Origin of the sequence: Rhodococcus sp. RCBS9 (assembly GCF_029457415.1) — a bacterium.
Taxonomy (GTDB): domain Bacteria; phylum Actinomycetota; class Actinomycetes; order Mycobacteriales; family Mycobacteriaceae; genus Rhodococcus_F; species Rhodococcus_F qingshengii.
Genome location: NZ_CP120422.1, coordinates 4960941 through 4976962 on the forward strand (window position 1 = coordinate 4960941; position 16022 = coordinate 4976962).

The following is a 16022-nucleotide window of genomic DNA, read 5'->3' on the forward strand; positions in this document are numbered from 1 at the left end:
TTACAGGACGGGCTGCCATGACACGCCAGGACCAGCAAGTTTCGGTCAGCCCGGGCGAGCGACTTGCCGTGTGTGAGATTCTGGACGACGTGACTGACCCAGGGGGACCGCGCATGCGTGGACGAACTACGCAGAACCCTGAACGTGAGGAACGTCGAATGCGTAGCGGAACTGGAGCGCCTCGCGACGAACGTCGGCCGGAGGTGCCGGATGATCGTGCCTACGGCGAACGCGACTATCGCGGCATTTCCTCCCATCAGCCTTTGCGCGCCCAATGGGATCCGACCAAACGAGAAGTGGGCCGAACCCCGCGTAATCCGCGACCGGACCGGGCAGCGCGAAAGCAGAGCAAGCTCGGGCGCTTCGTCTCGACCTACGGTTGGCGGGCCTACGCGATTCCGGTTCTCGTGGTGCTCACCATTCTTGTGATCGTCGATGCGGTACGGCCGGACGCCACAGACTCCGCGAGCAAGACGTCGGCCACCGCCGACCTCGCGCACAGCACCGACGGAACCGATGTCATCGGTGCCCCACCGGCCGGAGACGGAACTTTTGCTTCGTCGATACCGTCCGGTGCCCTTCCCGACGGTGGTCCGTTCACCGTCGCGGGGGGTGGAACGTGGCACGTCGTACCAGGTACGACGGGCAAGGTCGGACAGGGAACCGAACGCGAGTTCACGTACACGGTCGAGATCGAGGACGGCGTCGACACGACCGGCTTCGGCGGAGACGAATCGTACGGACGCATGGTCGACCAGACACTGGCCAATCCGAAGAGTTGGACCAACGATCCCAAGGTCGCGTTCCGGCGCGTCGACGCCGGCGAGCCGGACTTCCGGATCTCCTTGACCTCACAGATGACGATCCGCGAAGGCTGTGGATACGAAATCGAACTCGAAGGATCCTGCTACAACCCGAGCATGGACCGAGTCCTGCTCAACGAACCGCGATGGGTGCGAGGCGCCATTTCGTTCCAGGGCGACATCGGCTCGTATCGGCAGTATCAGATCAATCACGAGGTCGGCCATGCCATCGGATACGCCGCTCATCAGCCGTGCGAGACCGAAGGCGGACTCGCACCGATCATGATGCAGCAGACCTTCGGAACCGCGAACAACGACATCGCTAGGCTTGATCCCGAGGGCGTCGTTCCGATGAACGGACTCACGTGCCGCTTCAATCCGTGGCCGTACCCCCGAGCGTGACCGGATCGAGAATCCCTGATCTCGTCTTGAACTAGGAGTGTTTCGCGGTGTCTGCAACACCCGTCGTATTGCCACCACTGGTGGAGCCGGCAGCCGAGTTGAGCCGGGAGGAAGTTGCCCGATACAGCCGGCACCTGATCATCCCGAACGTAGGCATGACCGGTCAGAAGCGGCTCAAGAATGCACGAGTCCTGTTCATCGGCGCCGGTGGATTGGGTTCACCGGCACTGCTCTATCTCGCGGCCGCAGGAGTGGGCACCATCGGGATCGTCGAGTTCGACGAGGTCGACATGTCGAACCTGCAGCGTCAGGTGATTCACGGACGCTCCGACGTCGGACGCCCGAAGGCGCTCAGTGCGAAGGAGTCGATTCTCGAAATCAACGAGCACGTCCACGTCCGGTTGCACGAGTTCCGCCTGGACAACTCCAACGCGGTCGAACTGTTCTCCGAGTACGACCTGATCCTGGACGGTACGGACAACTTCGCGACGCGGTACCTCGTCAACGATGCTGCCGTCATCGCGGGAAAGCCGTACGTGTGGGGCTCGATCTACCGCTTCGAAGGGCAGGTCTCGGTCTTCTGGGAAGACGCCCCGGACGGCGCGGGACTGAACTATCGCGATCTTTACCCGGAGGCGCCGCCGCCAGGCATGGTCCCCTCGTGCGCCGAGGGTGGTGTGCTCGGAGTCCTGCCTGCGACCGTCGGTTCGATCATGGCGACCGAGGCGGTCAAGCTCATCACGGGGATCGGCGAACCGCTTCTCGGACGCCTGATGATCTACGACGCACTTGCGATGACGTTCCGGACGATCCGCCTTCAGCGTGATCCGACCCGCGTGCCGGTCACCGCCTTGATCGACTACGACGCGTTCTGCGGTGTCGTGTCCGAAGAGGCGAGTGCCGCTGCTGTCGGTTCGACGATCACGGCGCCCGAACTGGAGGCCATGATCGGCGAGGGACGGTCGATCGAGCTGGTCGACGTACGAGAACCTGTTGAATGGGACATCATGCATCTGCCGGGGGCCGTGCTGATCCCGAAGGACCGCATCCTGTCCGGTGAAGCTCTGGCGACGTTGCCGCAGAACAAGCAGATAGTGCTGTACTGCAAAACCGGCATTCGTTCCGCCGAGGCACTGGCATTTCTCAAGAACGCCGGTTTCTCCGACGCGGTCCACGTTCAAGGCGGCGCGATCGCCTGGGCGAACCAGGTGGATGCGAGTCTGCCGGTCTACTAGGCGCGCCTCGCGGGAGGCGGCGCCGCGCACCGGTAGCGTTGGGGTGTGAGCACAGGCCAACCTCCCCAGCACGTGTGCTCCACCTTCGGCCTCCGTGAAGTCGATCCCATCCCACTCGGTGCGGATTGGGACGGCGGGTGGCTGTGTGGAGACGTCGTCCTTTCAGCAGTCGCGGATCATGCCCGCGCAGCGTGGTCGGCGAAGGTGCGAGAGAACCTCGAAGTCGACGGCGTTCGGCTGGCTCGACCGGTGCGTTCGACCGACGGTCGTTACGTCGTCTCGGGCTGGCGTGCCGACACCTTCATCGTCGGATCGCCGGAACCACGTCACGACGAAGTGGTCTCGATGTCCTGCCGACTGCATGCGGCGACGGCCTCGCTCGAGCGCCCGCGCTTCCTTGCGCAACCGCCCGTGCCGCCGTGGGCCGAGGTCGACGTATTCGTCGCCGCTGATCGCGCGGCATGGGAAACGGTTCCGCTGAGGATCGCGAAGGGCGTCGAGCAACTCGAGACGCCCACTCCTGACGGTCGCAAAAGTCTGGAACTGATCGCCGGGCTCGCTACTTTGCGTAAGCCGGTGCAGAGCCCGGACCAGCTCGTGCACGGCGATCTGTTCGGGACAGTGCTGTTCTCGGGCAGTATGGCGCCCGGAATCACCGACATCACGCCGTATTGGCGGCCGGCTGCGTGGGCCGCCGCCGTCGCTGTGGTCGACGCGATCTCGTGGGGCGGTGCCGACGAGGCACTGGTCGGCCGGTGGGAAGATCTCCCCGAGTGGCCGCAGATGCTTCTACGTGCGGTGATGTTCCGCTTGGCGGTTCATGTTCTGCATCCTCGCTCGACGGCGGACGCGTTCCCGGGGTTGGCCCGTACGTCCGACATCGTGCGCTTGCTGCTCTAGATCGGGGCGCCGGTACCGAAGTCCGAGACCAGGCCCTCGAACAACTCGCGTGCGGCGTTCGAGGCGGCCACGGTGTTCCCGTCGACGACAGCGTTGACGAGGTTCGCGTGCTGCGAGTGGAATCCCTCGCCGGTCGCGTCGATGTGTTGTTGGATCGTGGTCTCGATGACCGGGAGCAGGGAGTCGTAGAACTCCAGGTAGACCTCGTTGTGGCTGGCCGCGACGATTGCTCGGTGCAGGGCGACGTCCGCGGTGGTGGCGGCGTCGACGTCCTGACCCTCCCATGACGCGGTGCGAAGCTCGAGTAGCCGCGTCAGTTCGGCGATGTCGTCTTCGGTTCGCCGTGCGGCGGCCAGGGTGGCCGCGGTGATGTCGAGTGCGCGCCGTAGTTCGAGTACATCCCGCTGGTGGGCACCGGCAAAGTAGTTGCCGAGAGTGCCACCGAGGTCGGAGACGGCAACGACGTAGGTGCCCGATCCCTGACGACGTTCCAGCATTCCGGCGTGTACGAGCGCCTGGACCGCCTCGCGCACGGTATTGCGACCGGTCCCGGTCAGCTCCGACAGTTCCGGTTCGGTGGGGATTTTGGAACCGATCGGCCAGGTTCCGCTCCGGATCTCGTTGCGGAGTTGTTCGGTGACCTGCGAGATGAGACTTGCGCGTCGAACGGGTTGCACGTGGTTGTTTCCTCGGGTCCGGGTAAGTGGTGTGAATGTGACGTTAGATTACCGCGCTTGTGCGAGTTCGTCCGGTCATCCTATGATTTGCCGGTGACTGCTCAACTGGAGAGAACCGAAACCCGCTCGTTGATACAAGGCCGTGTGCTCGTCTTCGCTGCGATTGCGATGTCTGCGCTCGTACTTCGACTTGCGGTGACCTCGTTCTCGCCCTTGGCGGCCGAGATTCGCGACGAGATCGGCTTCTCCGCCTCGATCGTCGGTGTCTTCGGCATGGTTCCGACCGCAATGTTCGCCATCTTCGGTCTCGTCACTCCCGCCATCGCGAAACGTATCGGGCTCGAGCGGACGGCCCTCGTCGCGATGCTCATGGCCGGCGTCGGAATGCTGTTGCGCGCCATGATGTCTCAGACATGGTCGTTGCTGGCCCTCTCGGCTCTGGCGCTGGCAGGCATGGGAATCGGCAATGTCGTGATCCCGCCGTTGGTCAAGCGGTACTTCTCGGATCGCCTCGCCACCATGAGTTCGGTCTACATCGTGGCCGTGCAGATCGGCACCATCGTTCCGGCGTTCGTCGCAGTCCCGGTTGCCGACGCCTTCGGGTGGCGGTTCTCGATCGGCTGGTGGTCCGCCTTCGGCTTCGCCGCAGCAGTGCCGTGGTTGATCACCCTCGCTCGCTCGCGCAAGGCTCGCGCGAACGAAGCCGGGTCCGTCGAGAATGCATCGGATTCGGTTGCGGCAGTGGCAGAACAGCCACGCGGTCAGGTCTGGCGTTCTCCCGTGGCCTGGGGGATGGCCGGCATGTTCGGCATGACCTCACTGATCACGTATTCGATGTTCACGTGGATTCCCTCGATCCTTCGTGACGCCGGAGCCAGTGATGCCTTCGGCGGAACGATGGTCGGAATGTTCTCGGTGATCGGGCTCGTCGCAGCTTTCGGTGCACCGACGCTGTGCGCCCGCATGGCCAATCCCTTCCCTGTCGTGATCGCGTGTGCCGTCTGCTACCTGGTCGGCATGGGCGGGTTGTACTTTGCCCCGATGGCGGCGCCGGTCGTGTGGGTTGTCGTCCTGGGCCTCGGTCCGAGCACGTTCCCGATGTCGCTCACGCTGATCAACCTGCGTACTCGTTCGCACATCGGTTCCTCGGCACTGTCCGGCTTCACCCAGGGCATCGGCTACTCCGTTGCCTGCCTCGGTCCGCTCCTGTTCGGCGTTTTCCACGACGTGTCCGGTGGATACGCTGCGCCGTTCGGCCTGCTCGTCGTCGCTGTGATCGTGGTGCTCCTGGGCGCCTACCAGGCATGCAAGCCTCGGATGCTCGAGGATTCCTGGCACGCACCTGCGAAAAACTAGCTCACACCCGGTCTTGTTACCGGGTGAGGATCAATTGACTTCGCGGTCATCGCACGCAGCACCGGCGCAATAACCGTTTTCTACCTTTGGGTCTCCAACATATTCAGGAGGCCCTGGTGAGTCATTACATCGAGCATTGGGATGCAGAGGACGTCGACGCCTGGGAATCCGGCGGCAAGGACATCGCGAAGCGGAACCTGATCTGGTCAGTGGTAGCCGAACACGTCGGCTTCTCGATCTGGTCGATCTGGTCCGTGATGGTGTTGTTCATGCCGACGGATATCTACGGCATCGACGCGGCCGGAAAGTTCTTCCTCGTCGCAGTGCCCACGCTTGTCGGGTCGGTCCTCCGCATTCCCTACACGGTTGCCACCGCACGGTTCGGCGGTCGTAACTGGACCGTCATGAGTGCGCTGTTCCTCTTCGTACCAACACTTCTCACGCTCTACCTGATGATGAACCCGGGTGCGTCGTACACCACGTTCATGTTGGTAGCGGCCACTGCAGGTATCGGCGGCGGCAACTTCGCGTCGTCGATGACCAACATCAATGCCTTCTACCCGCAACGCCTCAAGGGGTGGGCGCTCGGTCTCAATGCCGGCGGCGGCAACATCGGTGTACCGATGATCCAGCTGATCGGTCTGCTGGTGATCGCCACCGTCGGTAACCGTGCTCCGTGGATCGTGTGCGCTGTCTATCTCGTGTTCATTGCGGCCGCTGCCGTCGGTGCCGCGCTGTTCATGGACAACCTGGGCAACCAGAAGTCGGACCTGCGCTCGATGGCCAAGGCACTCAAGTTCTCCGAGTCGTGGGTGATCAGCTTCCTGTACATCGGTACGTTCGGTTCCTTCATCGGATTCAGCTTCGCCTTCGGTCAGGTTCTGCAGATCAACTTCCTCGCCGGCGGTGCCACTCCGGCCGCGGCGGCGCTGCATGCAGCACAGATCGCCTTCATCGGACCACTCCTCGGTTCGATCGCCCGGCCGCTCGGTGGCAAACTGGCCGACCGCATCGGCGGCGGCAAGATCACCATGTGGACGTTTGTCGCCATGGCATTCGCGGCATCGATACTCGTGACGGCCGGAACGATGGACGACAACACCGCCGGCGTCGCCAGCGCCGGGATCATGGTGACATTCGTTCTCGGCTTCATCGCCCTGTTCCTGCTCTCGGGCATCGGAAACGGATCCGTCTACAAGATGATCCCGGCGATCTTCGAGGCGAAGGCTCAGAGCTTCGATCACATGGATCGAAGCGAGAAGGCAACGTGGTCGCGCAGTATCTCCGGCGCTCTCATCGGATTTGCCGGTGCGGTAGGCGGTTTGGGCGGCGTCGGTATCAACCTGGTGCTGCGCGCGTCGTACAGCAGCCCCGCGAAGTCGGCGACCATGGCCTTCTGGGTGTTCCTGGCCTTCTACATCGCCTGCATCGCAGTCACCTGGTTCGTCTTCCTGCGCAAGCCGTCGACGCTGACCACAGACGTCGACGAGGCGAAGGTCGCAGTCACGGCGTGAGCGTTCCGCAGAATCTCAGAACTATCTCGTACCTCAGGAAGTAGGCGTCATGAGCAAGTCGGTTGTTGTCATCGGACACGGAATGGTCGGACACCGATTCGTCGAGGCACTGCGTTCGCGCGACGAAACGAACAACTGGTCGGTGACCGTACTGTGCGACGAGCAGTACGCAGCGTACGACCGAGTCGGGCTGTCCTCGTACGTCGGAGCGTGGGACCCCAAGGAATTGGCACTGGCCGGCAACGATTACGTCGGCGACAGCCTGGTCGACCTCCGTGTGGGGGAAGGCGCGCTCGCGATCGACAAAGATGCACGCACGGTCACGACGACAACCGGCGAGACGATCTCCTACGACGCTCTGGTGATGGCGACCGGTTCGTATCCGTTCGTGCCTCCCGTACCGGGGCACGACGGCGACGGATGTTTTGTCTACCGCACCCTCGACGACCTCGACGATATCCGGGCCGCCGCCGAGAAGGCTGGTCCTGGCGCTGTCGGCGTCGTGGTGGGCGGAGGTTTGCTTGGACTCGAGGCCGCAAATGCTCTCTCGCTCATGGGGATGACGGCACACGTCGTCGAACACAATGCGCGATTGATGCCGATGCAGGTCGACGAGGGCGGCGGCGCACTGCTCGCTCGCCTCGTCACCGAACTCGGGCTCACTGTCCACACCGGAGTCGGGACGGCGGGAATTTCGCAGGCCGACAACGGAATCGTGGTCGAACTCTCCGACGGCTCCACCATCGACGCGTCGCTGCTCGTCTTCTCCGCCGGAGTACGTCCGCGTGATCAGCTGGCCCGCGACGCGGGCATCGCAGTGGGGGAGCGCGGTGGCATTCTGACCGACCTCGGCTGCGTGACTTCGGACGAGAACATCTATGCCGTCGGCGAATGTGCTGCGGTGGAAGGCCGTTGCTACGGTCTGGTCGCTCCCGGTTACACGACGGCCGAGATCGTGGCCGATCGTCTGCTCGGCGGCGCCGCGGATTTCCCGGGCGCGGACATGTCCACCAAGCTCAAGCTCATGGGCGTCGACGTCGCCAGTTTCGGTGACGCGATGGCGACCTCACCGGGCGCCCTCGAAGTCGTCCTCAGCGACGCGTCCAAGGGGACGTACGCAAAGCTCGTGGTCTCCGACGACGCGAAGATCCTGCTCGGCGGCATTCTTGTCGGTGACGCATCGGCCTACGCGTCGCTGCGCCCGCTGGTCGGTCGCGAACTACCCGGTGACCCGGCGACATTGATCTCGCCTGCGGGGGAGAAGCCGGGTGCAGGCTCGCTGCCCGACGACGCCGAGGTGTGCTCGTGCAACGCCGTGACGAAGGGAGCCATCTGCGGTGCAATCGCAGCCGGCGCATGCGACATCGCTTCGGTGAAGGCGTGCACCAGCGCCGGAACCACTTGTGGCGGTTGCCTTCCCACCGTGAAGCAGCTGCTGGCCGATTCCGGCGTCGTGATGTCGAAGGCACTGTGCGAACATTTCGCGCAGTCGCGGGCCGAGTTGTTCCAGATCGTCCAGTCGACGCAGACCAGAACCTTCTCGGCGCTGATCGCCAAGTACGGCAAGGGCGCCGGTTGCGACATCTGCAAGCCCGTAGTCGCTTCGATTCTGGCATCGACGGACTCCGATCACATCCTGCACCGCCAGCAGGCGTCGTTGCAGGACACCAACGATCACTTCCTCGCGAACATCCAGAAGAACGGTACGTACTCCGTGGTACCTCGGATGCCGGGCGGCGAAGTCACGGGTGAGCAACTCATCGTCATCGGAGAAGTGGCGCGAGACTTCGGCTTGTACACGAAGGTGACCGGCGGTCAGCGCATCGACTTGTTCGGTGCCCGCGTCGAACAGTTGCCCGCGATCTGGAAGCGCCTCGTCGACGCCGGGATGGAATCGGGTCAGGCGTACGGCAAGTCCCTCCGGACGGTCAAGAGTTGCGTCGGTTCGAGTTGGTGCCGCTACGGTGTCCAGGATTCGGTGGGTATGGCCGTCGACCTCGAGAATCGCTACCGCGGTCTGCGTTCGCCGCACAAGATCAAGTTCGGCGTCTCGGGTTGCGCCCGTGAATGTGCCGAAGCGCGAGGCAAGGACGTCGGCGTCATCGCGACGGAGAACGGTTGGAATCTGTATGTGGGCGGTAACGGCGGACAGTCGCCCAAACACGCTCAGTTGCTTGCCGGAGGCCTCGACGACGCGACCTTGGTCAAGTACATCGACCGCTACCTCATGTTCTACATCCGTACTGCCGATCGCCTCCAGCGCACGGCGCCGTGGGTCGAATCACTCGAAGGCGGACTTGATCACCTCAAGGCCGTGATTTGTGAAGACAGCCTGGGTATCGGCGAAGAACTCGAGGCACTGATGGCCAAGCACGTCGAGGGTTACCAGGACGAATGGGCCGGTGTGCTGGGTGATCCGGAGAAATTGTCGAGGTTCGTCTCGTTCGTCAACGCACCGGAAGAAGCCGACCCGACGGTTGTGTTCGACGAGACCGGAGTGCGCAAGGTTCCGGTCCTGATGGGCATGCCGAGCATCCCCACGCGCCGGTAATAGTCGCGTAACCCGTGGGAAACACGGGATCCGTAGAAACGTAGACAAGAACCCGCGCGACGTTGTCGCCGGATCGACAGGAGGACTTCGATGAGTGTCATCGATGCGCAGATCGCCAAGCTGGATTCGGATCGACTCGAATGGACGTCGGCCTGCCCGCTGAGCCATCTGATCCCTGGGCGCGGAGTTGCCGTGCTTCTTCGCGGCGGCGAGCAGGTGGCACTGTTCCTACTCGAGGACGGCACACTCCGGGCTGTCAGCAACTTCGATCCGTACGGCCGCGCCGCGGTGATGTCTCGCGGACTCGTCGGCGACCGGGACGGTGAGCCGATCGTGGTCTCGCCACTGCTCAAGCAGGCGTTCTCGCTGGTCGACGGCCGGGCGCTGGACGACTCGTCGGTTGCGCTGCCGGTGTACGGCGTTCGCGTGTGGGCTGGAGTCGTTCAGGTACACAGCTTGCAGATGCAGGGTGTTCGCTCGACTGTCGCCGATGCAGTCTCGTGAGTGACGACATGCCGTTGGCTGGATTCACGGTAGGTATCACTGCTTCGCGCCGCGCCGAGGAGTTCGCGACCTTGCTGACTCGTCGGGGAGCGGATGTCGTTCACGCTCCGGCGATTCGAATCATTCCGTTGGCCGACGACCGTGAGCTCGAAAGGGTGACACAGCAGATCATCTCGGATCCTCCCGAGGTGGTTGTCGCCACCACCGGGATCGGATTCCGGGGTTGGCTGGAAGCAGCCGACGGGTGGGGTGAGGCGGAAAATCTCGGATCCGCGTTGGGCTCGGCTCGTCTGCTCGCGCGAGGACCGAAGGCCAAGGGAGCAATCCGCGCGGCCGACCTTCGTGAGGAATGGTCACCGGCATCCGAGTCTTCCGCCGAGGTGCTCGAACATCTTCTGGCAGAAGGTGTCTCGGGAAAGCGGATCGCTGTACAACTGCATGGTGCGACCACCGAGTGGGAGCCGATTCCCGACTTCTGTCAGGTGTTGCGCGAGGCCGGCGCCGAGGTCATCGCGGTGCCCGTCTATCGATGGGAACCGCCGGAGGATCCGACGCTGCTCGACCGGATGATCGACGCCATAGCGTCAGCCGGAATCGACGCCGTCAGTTTCACCAGTGCACCGGCCGTAGCCTCGATGTTGATGCGCGCCGACAAGACCGGGGATCTCGGAGACATTCTCGACGCGATGCGGGGTCCGGTGGCGGCCATGTGCGTCGGCCCGGTCACCTCGGCGCCGCTCGAAGCGTTGAATGTACCGACCACAGCCCCGGCGCGGGCACGTCTGGGCGCGCTCGCGAGACACATCGTCGACGAACTCCCGCAGCGAGCCAACAAGATTCAAGCCGGCGAACACGAAATCAGCATTCGCGGCGGTTGCGTAGTCGTGGACGGTGAAGTGAAGCAATTGCCGCCGGCTGCGATGTCGTTGATCCGCACTCTCGGTGCCAGCCCCGGTCGAGTCGTCTCCCGCGACGAACTGCTGGCTTCTCTTCCCGGCGGCGGCGGCGACACCCATGCCGTCGAGACCGCCGTCGCCCGATTGCGCGCGTGCCTCGGCGCGCCCAAAGCCGTTCAGACGGTGGTCAAGCGGGGCTATCGACTTGCCCTCGACCCCGGCGACTACGTACAGAATCCCGGTGACTATGCAACGCGATGACGATGTCCTCGTCCTGGTAGCTCATGGCACGCGTAGTGCACGTGGCGTGGAAATGGTTGCCGCACTGGCCGACGCCGTCGGCACGCGCGTCGGACGCACGCGCGTTGCCTTTGTCGATGTGCTCGGTCCGTCACCTTCGGAAGTCCTCCGGGACACTCCGGGGCGAGCGATTCTCGTACCGGCGTTCCTGGCGTCCGGCTACCACGTTCACACCGATGTTCGACGCGAAGTGGCGATCAGTGAGCACTCGGCTGTGAGTGTGACGCCCGCACTCGGACCCGATCCGGCGCTTGCACGCGTGCTGCTTCGGCGCTTGACCGAAGCGGGGTGGAATCCGGGTGACGCGACAGTGCTTGCTGCCGCCGGGTCGTCCGATGCGCGGGCGCTGCGAGACGTCGAGCGTGCTGCGCTGATGCTTGCCGAAGCGGCGGGGACTCGTGTCGACATCGGGTACATCGCGACCGGGGAGCCGAAGGTAGCCGATGTTGTTGCAGCAGCACGCGTTCGCGGCGCGAAGCGAGTTTTTGTCGCCTCGTACCTCCTCGCGCACGGGCTGTTCCACGAAAGGTTGCACGCCGCAGGAGCCGATGGTGTGACCGAACCGCTCGGCGTCGATCCGGGAGTGGTGGACCTTGTCGTGAATCGGTATGAGAGTGCGCGAAGGGAACTAGTATCGCTGCATGACGTCTCACTCCGTAACGCCGACGTATGCCGACCTGGTCGCAGCAGTTCGTGAATCCGACGTCAAGGCACAGGCTCTCATCGGTGCACTGACCGAAGAGCAGGCGCGGGAGCCCTCCGGGCTCCCCGGGTGGAGTCGGGGACACGTCGTGACGCACATGTCGCGCAACGCCGACGCGCTGGGCAGATTTGTTGCCGGCGTGCAGGGCGGCGAATCGGGGGAGATGTATCCAGGGGGGCCGGATGCGCGCAATGCTGCAATCGAAGAGGGCGCAGATCGCCCGGCTGAATTGTTGGCCCTCGACTACCGCTTCTCGGGAACGAGGCTGGTCGACGCGTTGTGCGAGATCCCGACAGATCGACTGGACACACCGGTGCCGTGGCGCAAACCTGTGACGGCATTCGATCTACCGATCCTGCGCTGGAACGAGATCGAGATTCACCTGATGGACCTCGACATCGGTTACACCTGCCACGACTGGCCTGCCGAGTTCGTGGAATTCACTCTCGCCAGTCAGTTGGGCGCACTGGAGACGGCGGTCCCGGGTGTACGAGTGCCGTCACTGTCCGACGCGGAGACCTTGGCCTGGTTGGTTGGGAGGCCGACGAGGGTGGGGCTGCCGACTCTCCCTGCCTGGCCGTTCTGAGATGCAGCCGTTCTGAGATGCAGCCGTTCTGAGAGTTAGAACAGGGTGGGGGCGCTCACGTCGTTGCGTGCTTGGGCCAATCGCGCACTCCACCTTTTCACCAACCACATCTCGACGATCTCGGGTTGGGTGCCGGCGGCATAGGCCCAGCTGTCGAGAAGTTCGCAGTACCGGCGGTAGCGACGCGTCGTGAAGCCGGTGACGGAAGGATCCTCGAGCCAGCCCTCGTGGATGAGCGTCGAGACTCCGTACTGGTCGATCATCTGAGCGCGTCGGCCTTCGTCCTGTACGCCCACTGCCCACATGAAAGCGGCCATCAGCGATACCCCGACACCGGGGGTGAGTGGCCACCCGGACCAGGTGTCGCGCCGGACGACGGGCATCGACTTGTTTTTCGAGCAGTGATCGAGAATGGCTGTGATCTGGGTCAGCGGATCCTCGTCCTCGCGGTGATGGGGATTGAAGACGTTGGGGAACCGCCGTGTGAACCGTCGGCTCTCGTGCGAGCCCTGCCAGGCCGCGCAGAGAAACAGTAGTCCGAGGCCGTCGTGCTGGGCGACAACGAGATCGCTCGACGGGCGAAGGTCGTTGCGTTGAACGATGGCTCGGCCTTCGGTGATCACTTTGCCGTCGAGATCACGCCCGCGCAGGCTGATGGTGTGGCCGGCGTCCTTCAGGTGGGCGTTCCACCAATCCAGGTCGACGGTGGCTTCGTCGTCGAGGACGTGCAGTGGAAAGGTGCGGGAGCGGCACCACTCGACCAATGCGTCCGGCGGTTCGAATCCTTCGTCGACACGATTCATGGCGCGATGATCCCACGAGTCGCCGACAGTAATTCGTGCGACGCGCAGTCCACCGGGATGGAACCGGACACTCGCGGTACGCTCCGCTCATGAAATTCGCGTCCTCGCAGGTGCGGTCGGCGCTGTGGACGGTAGCCATCGCTTTGGCGGCCACGAGTCTGAGCGGATGTATCGGTGCCGTCGATCGGATGGATTTCGACAATCAGATGCGCGAACGTGGCGGTGGGATGACGTCGGAGTTGGTGCGAGGCGGGTTCGACAGCCTCGCACATAGATACGGCGTCGACGCGGTATCGGTGACCAGCATCGACATCAGCCCGATCGAGACGCTCGGAGTCACCGTTCGAGACCCCGGGAAGCCGACCCAGCTCGACAGATTCTCTTTCGACGGAGTCATTCTCGGCGAGCCGAGCCCCGTGCAAGTCAGTGTCACCGACGATCTCGATGCACGATCGTTCACGCTGGATCAAGTGCCGGCATTGACGAACCTCGAGAAGTTGGTCGACGACGCGCTGGAGAACAGCGGTGTCGACGACGGCGAAGTCACCGGGATCTCGGTCAGTCGCACCGAGGCGATTCGCGCATCCGTGATGGTGGAATCTCCACGCTCGCGGGCGCTGGTGGTCTTCGAGCCTGACGGAACTCCCTTCCTGGTGCACCCGCTGTGAGCCGCCGTATCGCTCCGTTGGTGATCTCGGTAGTGGTGATCGTGGTCGTGGGAATCTTTGCTGCACTACTGTCTTCGGTGATCTGGCCAGGACAGGTCGCTCATTTGGCGCCGATTTTCTGTGAAGCTCCCACATCGAGCGCGATGGTCGTCTCGGATACCTTTTCCGACGGCGACGGTACGTCCACCAATTTCACGCTGTACTGCGTCGGACCGCGCGGTCAGACCGTTGATGCCGGCTGGTTGCTGCCGTTCTTAGTGCTGTGGGGCGTGTATTCGCTGGTGCTTGCGACAGTGGTCGGCGTGGTCGGGGTCAACCGGCGTAGGCGCCCAAACGACTGACCCGATCAGCGTGGGAGGACAACCACTTCGGCGACGGCACCGTCTTCCGCGTGTGGCGGAACGAGTGCAAACGCGGAGCGCCCGATCAACCCCGCCAGGTGTGCGGTACGTACAGACGGTTCGGCGCGCCAGCGACCGTCGGCGGATTGTGTGACCGGCAGTAGGCGTACCGCATCGGAAGTCACCGCAGCGGCGTTCTCGATGATGCCGAGCAGTGGCGGTGGTGTGTCGCTTCCCGTCAAGGCGGCCACGACGGTGGGCAGCATCGTCAACAGGGTGGTCACTGCGGCGTACGGGTTGCCGGGGAGGCCGAGAACCACCCGACCACTGGGCAGGACAGCCGTTATCTGAGATCCGCCCGGGCGCGAGGCGACTCGCCCGACAATCGTGCGAGCGCCGAGTCGATCGAGCGCACTGCGCATTTCGTCGGCAGCGCCGCCGCCCGTCGCACCAATGACAACAAGCAGGTCCTGTTCAGTCGCATCCGCCAGTACACGCTCGAAACTGTCGGCCGTGTCCCTCAGGTGCGAATTCGCCACGCACCGTACGCCGTTGCTTTCCAATAGGTAGGGGAGAATCCCACCGACGGAGTCGCGGGTCTGACCTTCACGCAGTGGACCGGTCCGCCGGATCTCGTCGCCGGTGACTGTCACGCGTGCCCGTACCGGACCACGGACGAGGGCGTCGAACACTTCACCGCTGGCAGCTGCGGAGACCACCGCCGGAGTCACCGCGGTACCAGTCGGGGCGATCGTGAATCCGGTGGTCCAATCTTCCCCTCGTGGTCGAGCGTCGTTGCGGTGCGGCGCATCCGGCAGTCTCCGTACCATCCGAGATGGCTCGTCGACGGACAGATACTCGTCACGAATCACCGAGGTGGCGCCGAGGGGCAGGTGTGCTCCCGTGGCAATGCGAATCGCTTCGCCTTCACCGAGTTCGAGTTGCCCGTCGGCGCCCGCGATACGGATCTCGGTGCGGATTCGCCAGGGACCCTCGCCGGAGACGGCGTACCCGTCCATCGCCGAGACATCGGATCGAGGAAGATCACCCAGGGCGACGAGAGGCTGCGCGAGCGTTGCTCCGAGACTGTCGGCGAGGGCGGCCCGGTGTGGTGACAATGCTGTCAGTGAGTTCCTGACGGCGGCGCGGGCTTGCTCGATCGTCAGGCGCGGATGGTTTCGCGCGCGGTCGATGTCCGCCGGTGTGTCGCAGTCAGTGGTACCAGCGACACGCAGCGTCGAGAACGGTTCGGTGACAATCGCTTTCATAGGTTGATTCTCCAACCCCGAACTCTCCCGCAATGTGGACAGGCGTTGCCGGAGCTCGCGAAATGTCCACGCGGAGAGCAGGAATTGGGTTCGGTTGTTCTCGTCCACGGCACACGTCACCGGACTGTCCGTCGACGTGGCAGCTATCAAAGCGTCGACTGATACGGCCTCGATGTGCGGCAGATCGGACGCCAGGACCACCACCACGGCGTCGTCGGGTAACCGGGTCGCAGACAATCCGGCCCAGATCGCCTCGACAGGGCCGGCTCCGGCCGGAGTTTCCTGAGTTTGAGTGATGCCAGGATCAAGTTCAGGGCGATGTGGACCGACCACGACGACGGCGTCCAGATGCGCCGTCGCTGAAAGCGCGATGTCGAGGAGCCTGCGGCCGTGAACGAGCAGGCCGGGTTTGTCGACACCACCCATTCGGGTCCCGCGACCACCCGCCAGAATGAGGGCGGCTGTCGGCGGCGTGACGGTCATACCTCCATGCTGCCCCATCGCCCGCGTCACGA

General features: G+C 63.9%; 15 protein-coding genes. 12 read left to right on the top strand and 3 right to left on the bottom strand.

Annotated features, from left to right (window positions below):
* The first annotated feature begins 203 nt into the window (after window positions 1-203).
* From P0M12_RS23270 to P0M12_RS23280, 3 genes are read left to right on the top strand one after another with little or no spacing between them, the layout of a single operon-like run.
* Window positions 204-1205 carry a DUF3152 domain-containing protein gene (locus P0M12_RS23270; RefSeq protein WP_003942287.1) on the top strand — a complete coding sequence of 334 codons (1002 nt, stop codon included), beginning with the start codon at window positions 204-206 and terminating at the stop codon, window positions 1203-1205.
* Between the two features lie 47 nt (window positions 1206-1252).
* Complete coding sequence (gene moeZ / locus P0M12_RS23275; protein WP_277376887.1) at window positions 1253-2440, top strand: adenylyltransferase/sulfurtransferase MoeZ; 1188 nt, start codon at window positions 1253-1255, stop codon at window positions 2438-2440.
* A gap of 45 nt (window positions 2441-2485) precedes the next feature.
* Window positions 2486-3340: a TIGR02569 family protein gene (locus P0M12_RS23280; protein WP_007731227.1), complete on the top strand. Its 855-nt coding sequence runs from the start codon at window positions 2486-2488 to the stop codon at window positions 3338-3340.
* Here P0M12_RS23280 and P0M12_RS23285 read toward each other — a convergent pair.
* Window positions 3337-4017, bottom strand: a complete 681-nt coding sequence (locus P0M12_RS23285) for a FadR/GntR family transcriptional regulator (protein WP_003942319.1) — start codon at window positions 4015-4017, stop codon at window positions 3337-3339. The genes P0M12_RS23280 and P0M12_RS23285 overlap by 4 nt on opposite strands.
* 93 nt (window positions 4018-4110) lie before the next feature.
* Between P0M12_RS23285 and P0M12_RS23290 the strand changes: the two genes are divergently transcribed.
* From P0M12_RS23290 to P0M12_RS23320, 7 genes are all read left to right on the top strand, one after another.
* The gene (locus tag P0M12_RS23290; protein WP_064112602.1) at window positions 4111-5373 is read left to right on the top strand and encodes an MFS transporter; all 1263 of its coding nucleotides are present in this window, start codon (window positions 4111-4113) and stop codon (window positions 5371-5373) included.
* 113 nt (window positions 5374-5486) lie between these two features.
* Window positions 5487-6887, top strand: a complete 1401-nt coding sequence (locus P0M12_RS23295) for a nitrate/nitrite transporter (RefSeq protein ID WP_085989607.1) — start codon at window positions 5487-5489, stop codon at window positions 6885-6887.
* Between the two features lie 49 nt (window positions 6888-6936).
* Entirely contained in the window at window positions 6937-9438 is a 2502-nt protein-coding gene (gene nirB, locus P0M12_RS23300) for a nitrite reductase large subunit NirB (protein ID WP_277376888.1), read from the top strand.
* Window positions 9439-9528: 90 nt separating this feature from the next.
* Window positions 9529-9942, top strand: coding sequence for a nitrite reductase small subunit NirD (gene nirD, locus P0M12_RS23305; RefSeq protein WP_003942316.1), 414 nt, complete (start codon window positions 9529-9531; stop codon window positions 9940-9942).
* Window positions 9939-11099 carry a uroporphyrinogen-III synthase gene (locus P0M12_RS23310; RefSeq protein ID WP_003942336.1) on the top strand — a complete coding sequence of 387 codons (1161 nt, stop codon included), beginning with the start codon at window positions 9939-9941 and terminating at the stop codon, window positions 11097-11099. Before nirD ends, P0M12_RS23310 begins: the two co-directional genes overlap by 4 nt.
* Entirely contained in the window at window positions 11086-11835 is a 750-nt protein-coding gene (locus P0M12_RS23315) for a sirohydrochlorin chelatase (protein ID WP_037130090.1), read from the top strand. Before P0M12_RS23310 ends, P0M12_RS23315 begins: the two co-directional genes overlap by 14 nt.
* Window positions 11780-12427: a maleylpyruvate isomerase family mycothiol-dependent enzyme gene (locus tag P0M12_RS23320; protein ID WP_007731241.1), complete on the top strand. Its 648-nt coding sequence runs from the start codon at window positions 11780-11782 to the stop codon at window positions 12425-12427. Before P0M12_RS23315 ends, P0M12_RS23320 begins: the two co-directional genes overlap by 56 nt.
* 35 nt (window positions 12428-12462) lie before the next feature.
* Here the strand turns inward: P0M12_RS23320 and P0M12_RS23325 are convergent, their stop codons facing one another.
* Window positions 12463-13230 (bottom strand): hypothetical protein, encoded by a 768-nt coding sequence (locus tag P0M12_RS23325; protein ID WP_003942311.1) that lies wholly within the window; start codon window positions 13228-13230, stop codon window positions 12463-12465.
* Between the two features lie 89 nt (window positions 13231-13319).
* Between P0M12_RS23325 and P0M12_RS23330 the strand changes: the two genes are divergently transcribed.
* Both P0M12_RS23330 and P0M12_RS23335 read left to right on the top strand, forming a co-directional pair.
* On the top strand, window positions 13320-13898 hold the full coding sequence (locus P0M12_RS23330) for a hypothetical protein (protein WP_042922177.1): 579 nt from the start codon (window positions 13320-13322) through the stop codon (window positions 13896-13898).
* On the top strand, window positions 13895-14239 hold the full coding sequence (locus tag P0M12_RS23335; protein WP_054826395.1) for a hypothetical protein: 345 nt from the start codon (window positions 13895-13897) through the stop codon (window positions 14237-14239). The genes P0M12_RS23330 and P0M12_RS23335 overlap by 4 nt, the downstream gene beginning before the upstream one ends.
* 5 nt (window positions 14240-14244) lie before the next feature.
* On the opposite strand, the gene P0M12_RS23340 is transcribed toward P0M12_RS23335, so the two are convergent.
* The gene (locus tag P0M12_RS23340; RefSeq protein ID WP_277376889.1) at window positions 14245-15990 is read right to left on the bottom strand and encodes an NTP transferase domain-containing protein; all 1746 of its coding nucleotides are present in this window, start codon (window positions 15988-15990) and stop codon (window positions 14245-14247) included.
* Window positions 15991-16022: the final 32 nt, after the last annotated feature.

Bases quoted from the DNA above. Each gene is read 5' to 3' on its own strand.
- nirB (WP_277376888.1), top strand. From the start codon at position 6,937: ATGAGCAAGTCGGTTGTTGTCATCGGACACGGAATGGTCGGACACCGA.
- nirD (WP_003942316.1), top strand. From the start codon at position 9,529: ATGAGTGTCATCGATGCGCAGATCGCCAAGCTGGATTCGGATCGACTC.
- P0M12_RS23315 (WP_037130090.1), top strand. From the start codon at position 11,086: ATGCAACGCGATGACGATGTCCTCGTCCTGGTAGCTCATGGCACGCGT.
- P0M12_RS23320 (WP_007731241.1), top strand. From the start codon at position 11,780: ATGACGTCTCACTCCGTAACGCCGACGTATGCCGACCTGGTCGCAGCA.
- P0M12_RS23325 (WP_003942311.1), bottom strand. From the start codon at position 13,230: ATGAATCGTGTCGACGAAGGATTCGAACCGCCGGACGCATTGGTCGAG.
- P0M12_RS23330 (WP_042922177.1), top strand. From the start codon at position 13,320: ATGAAATTCGCGTCCTCGCAGGTGCGGTCGGCGCTGTGGACGGTAGCC.
- P0M12_RS23340 (WP_277376889.1), bottom strand. From the start codon at position 15,990: ATGACCGTCACGCCGCCGACAGCCGCCCTCATTCTGGCGGGTGGTCGC.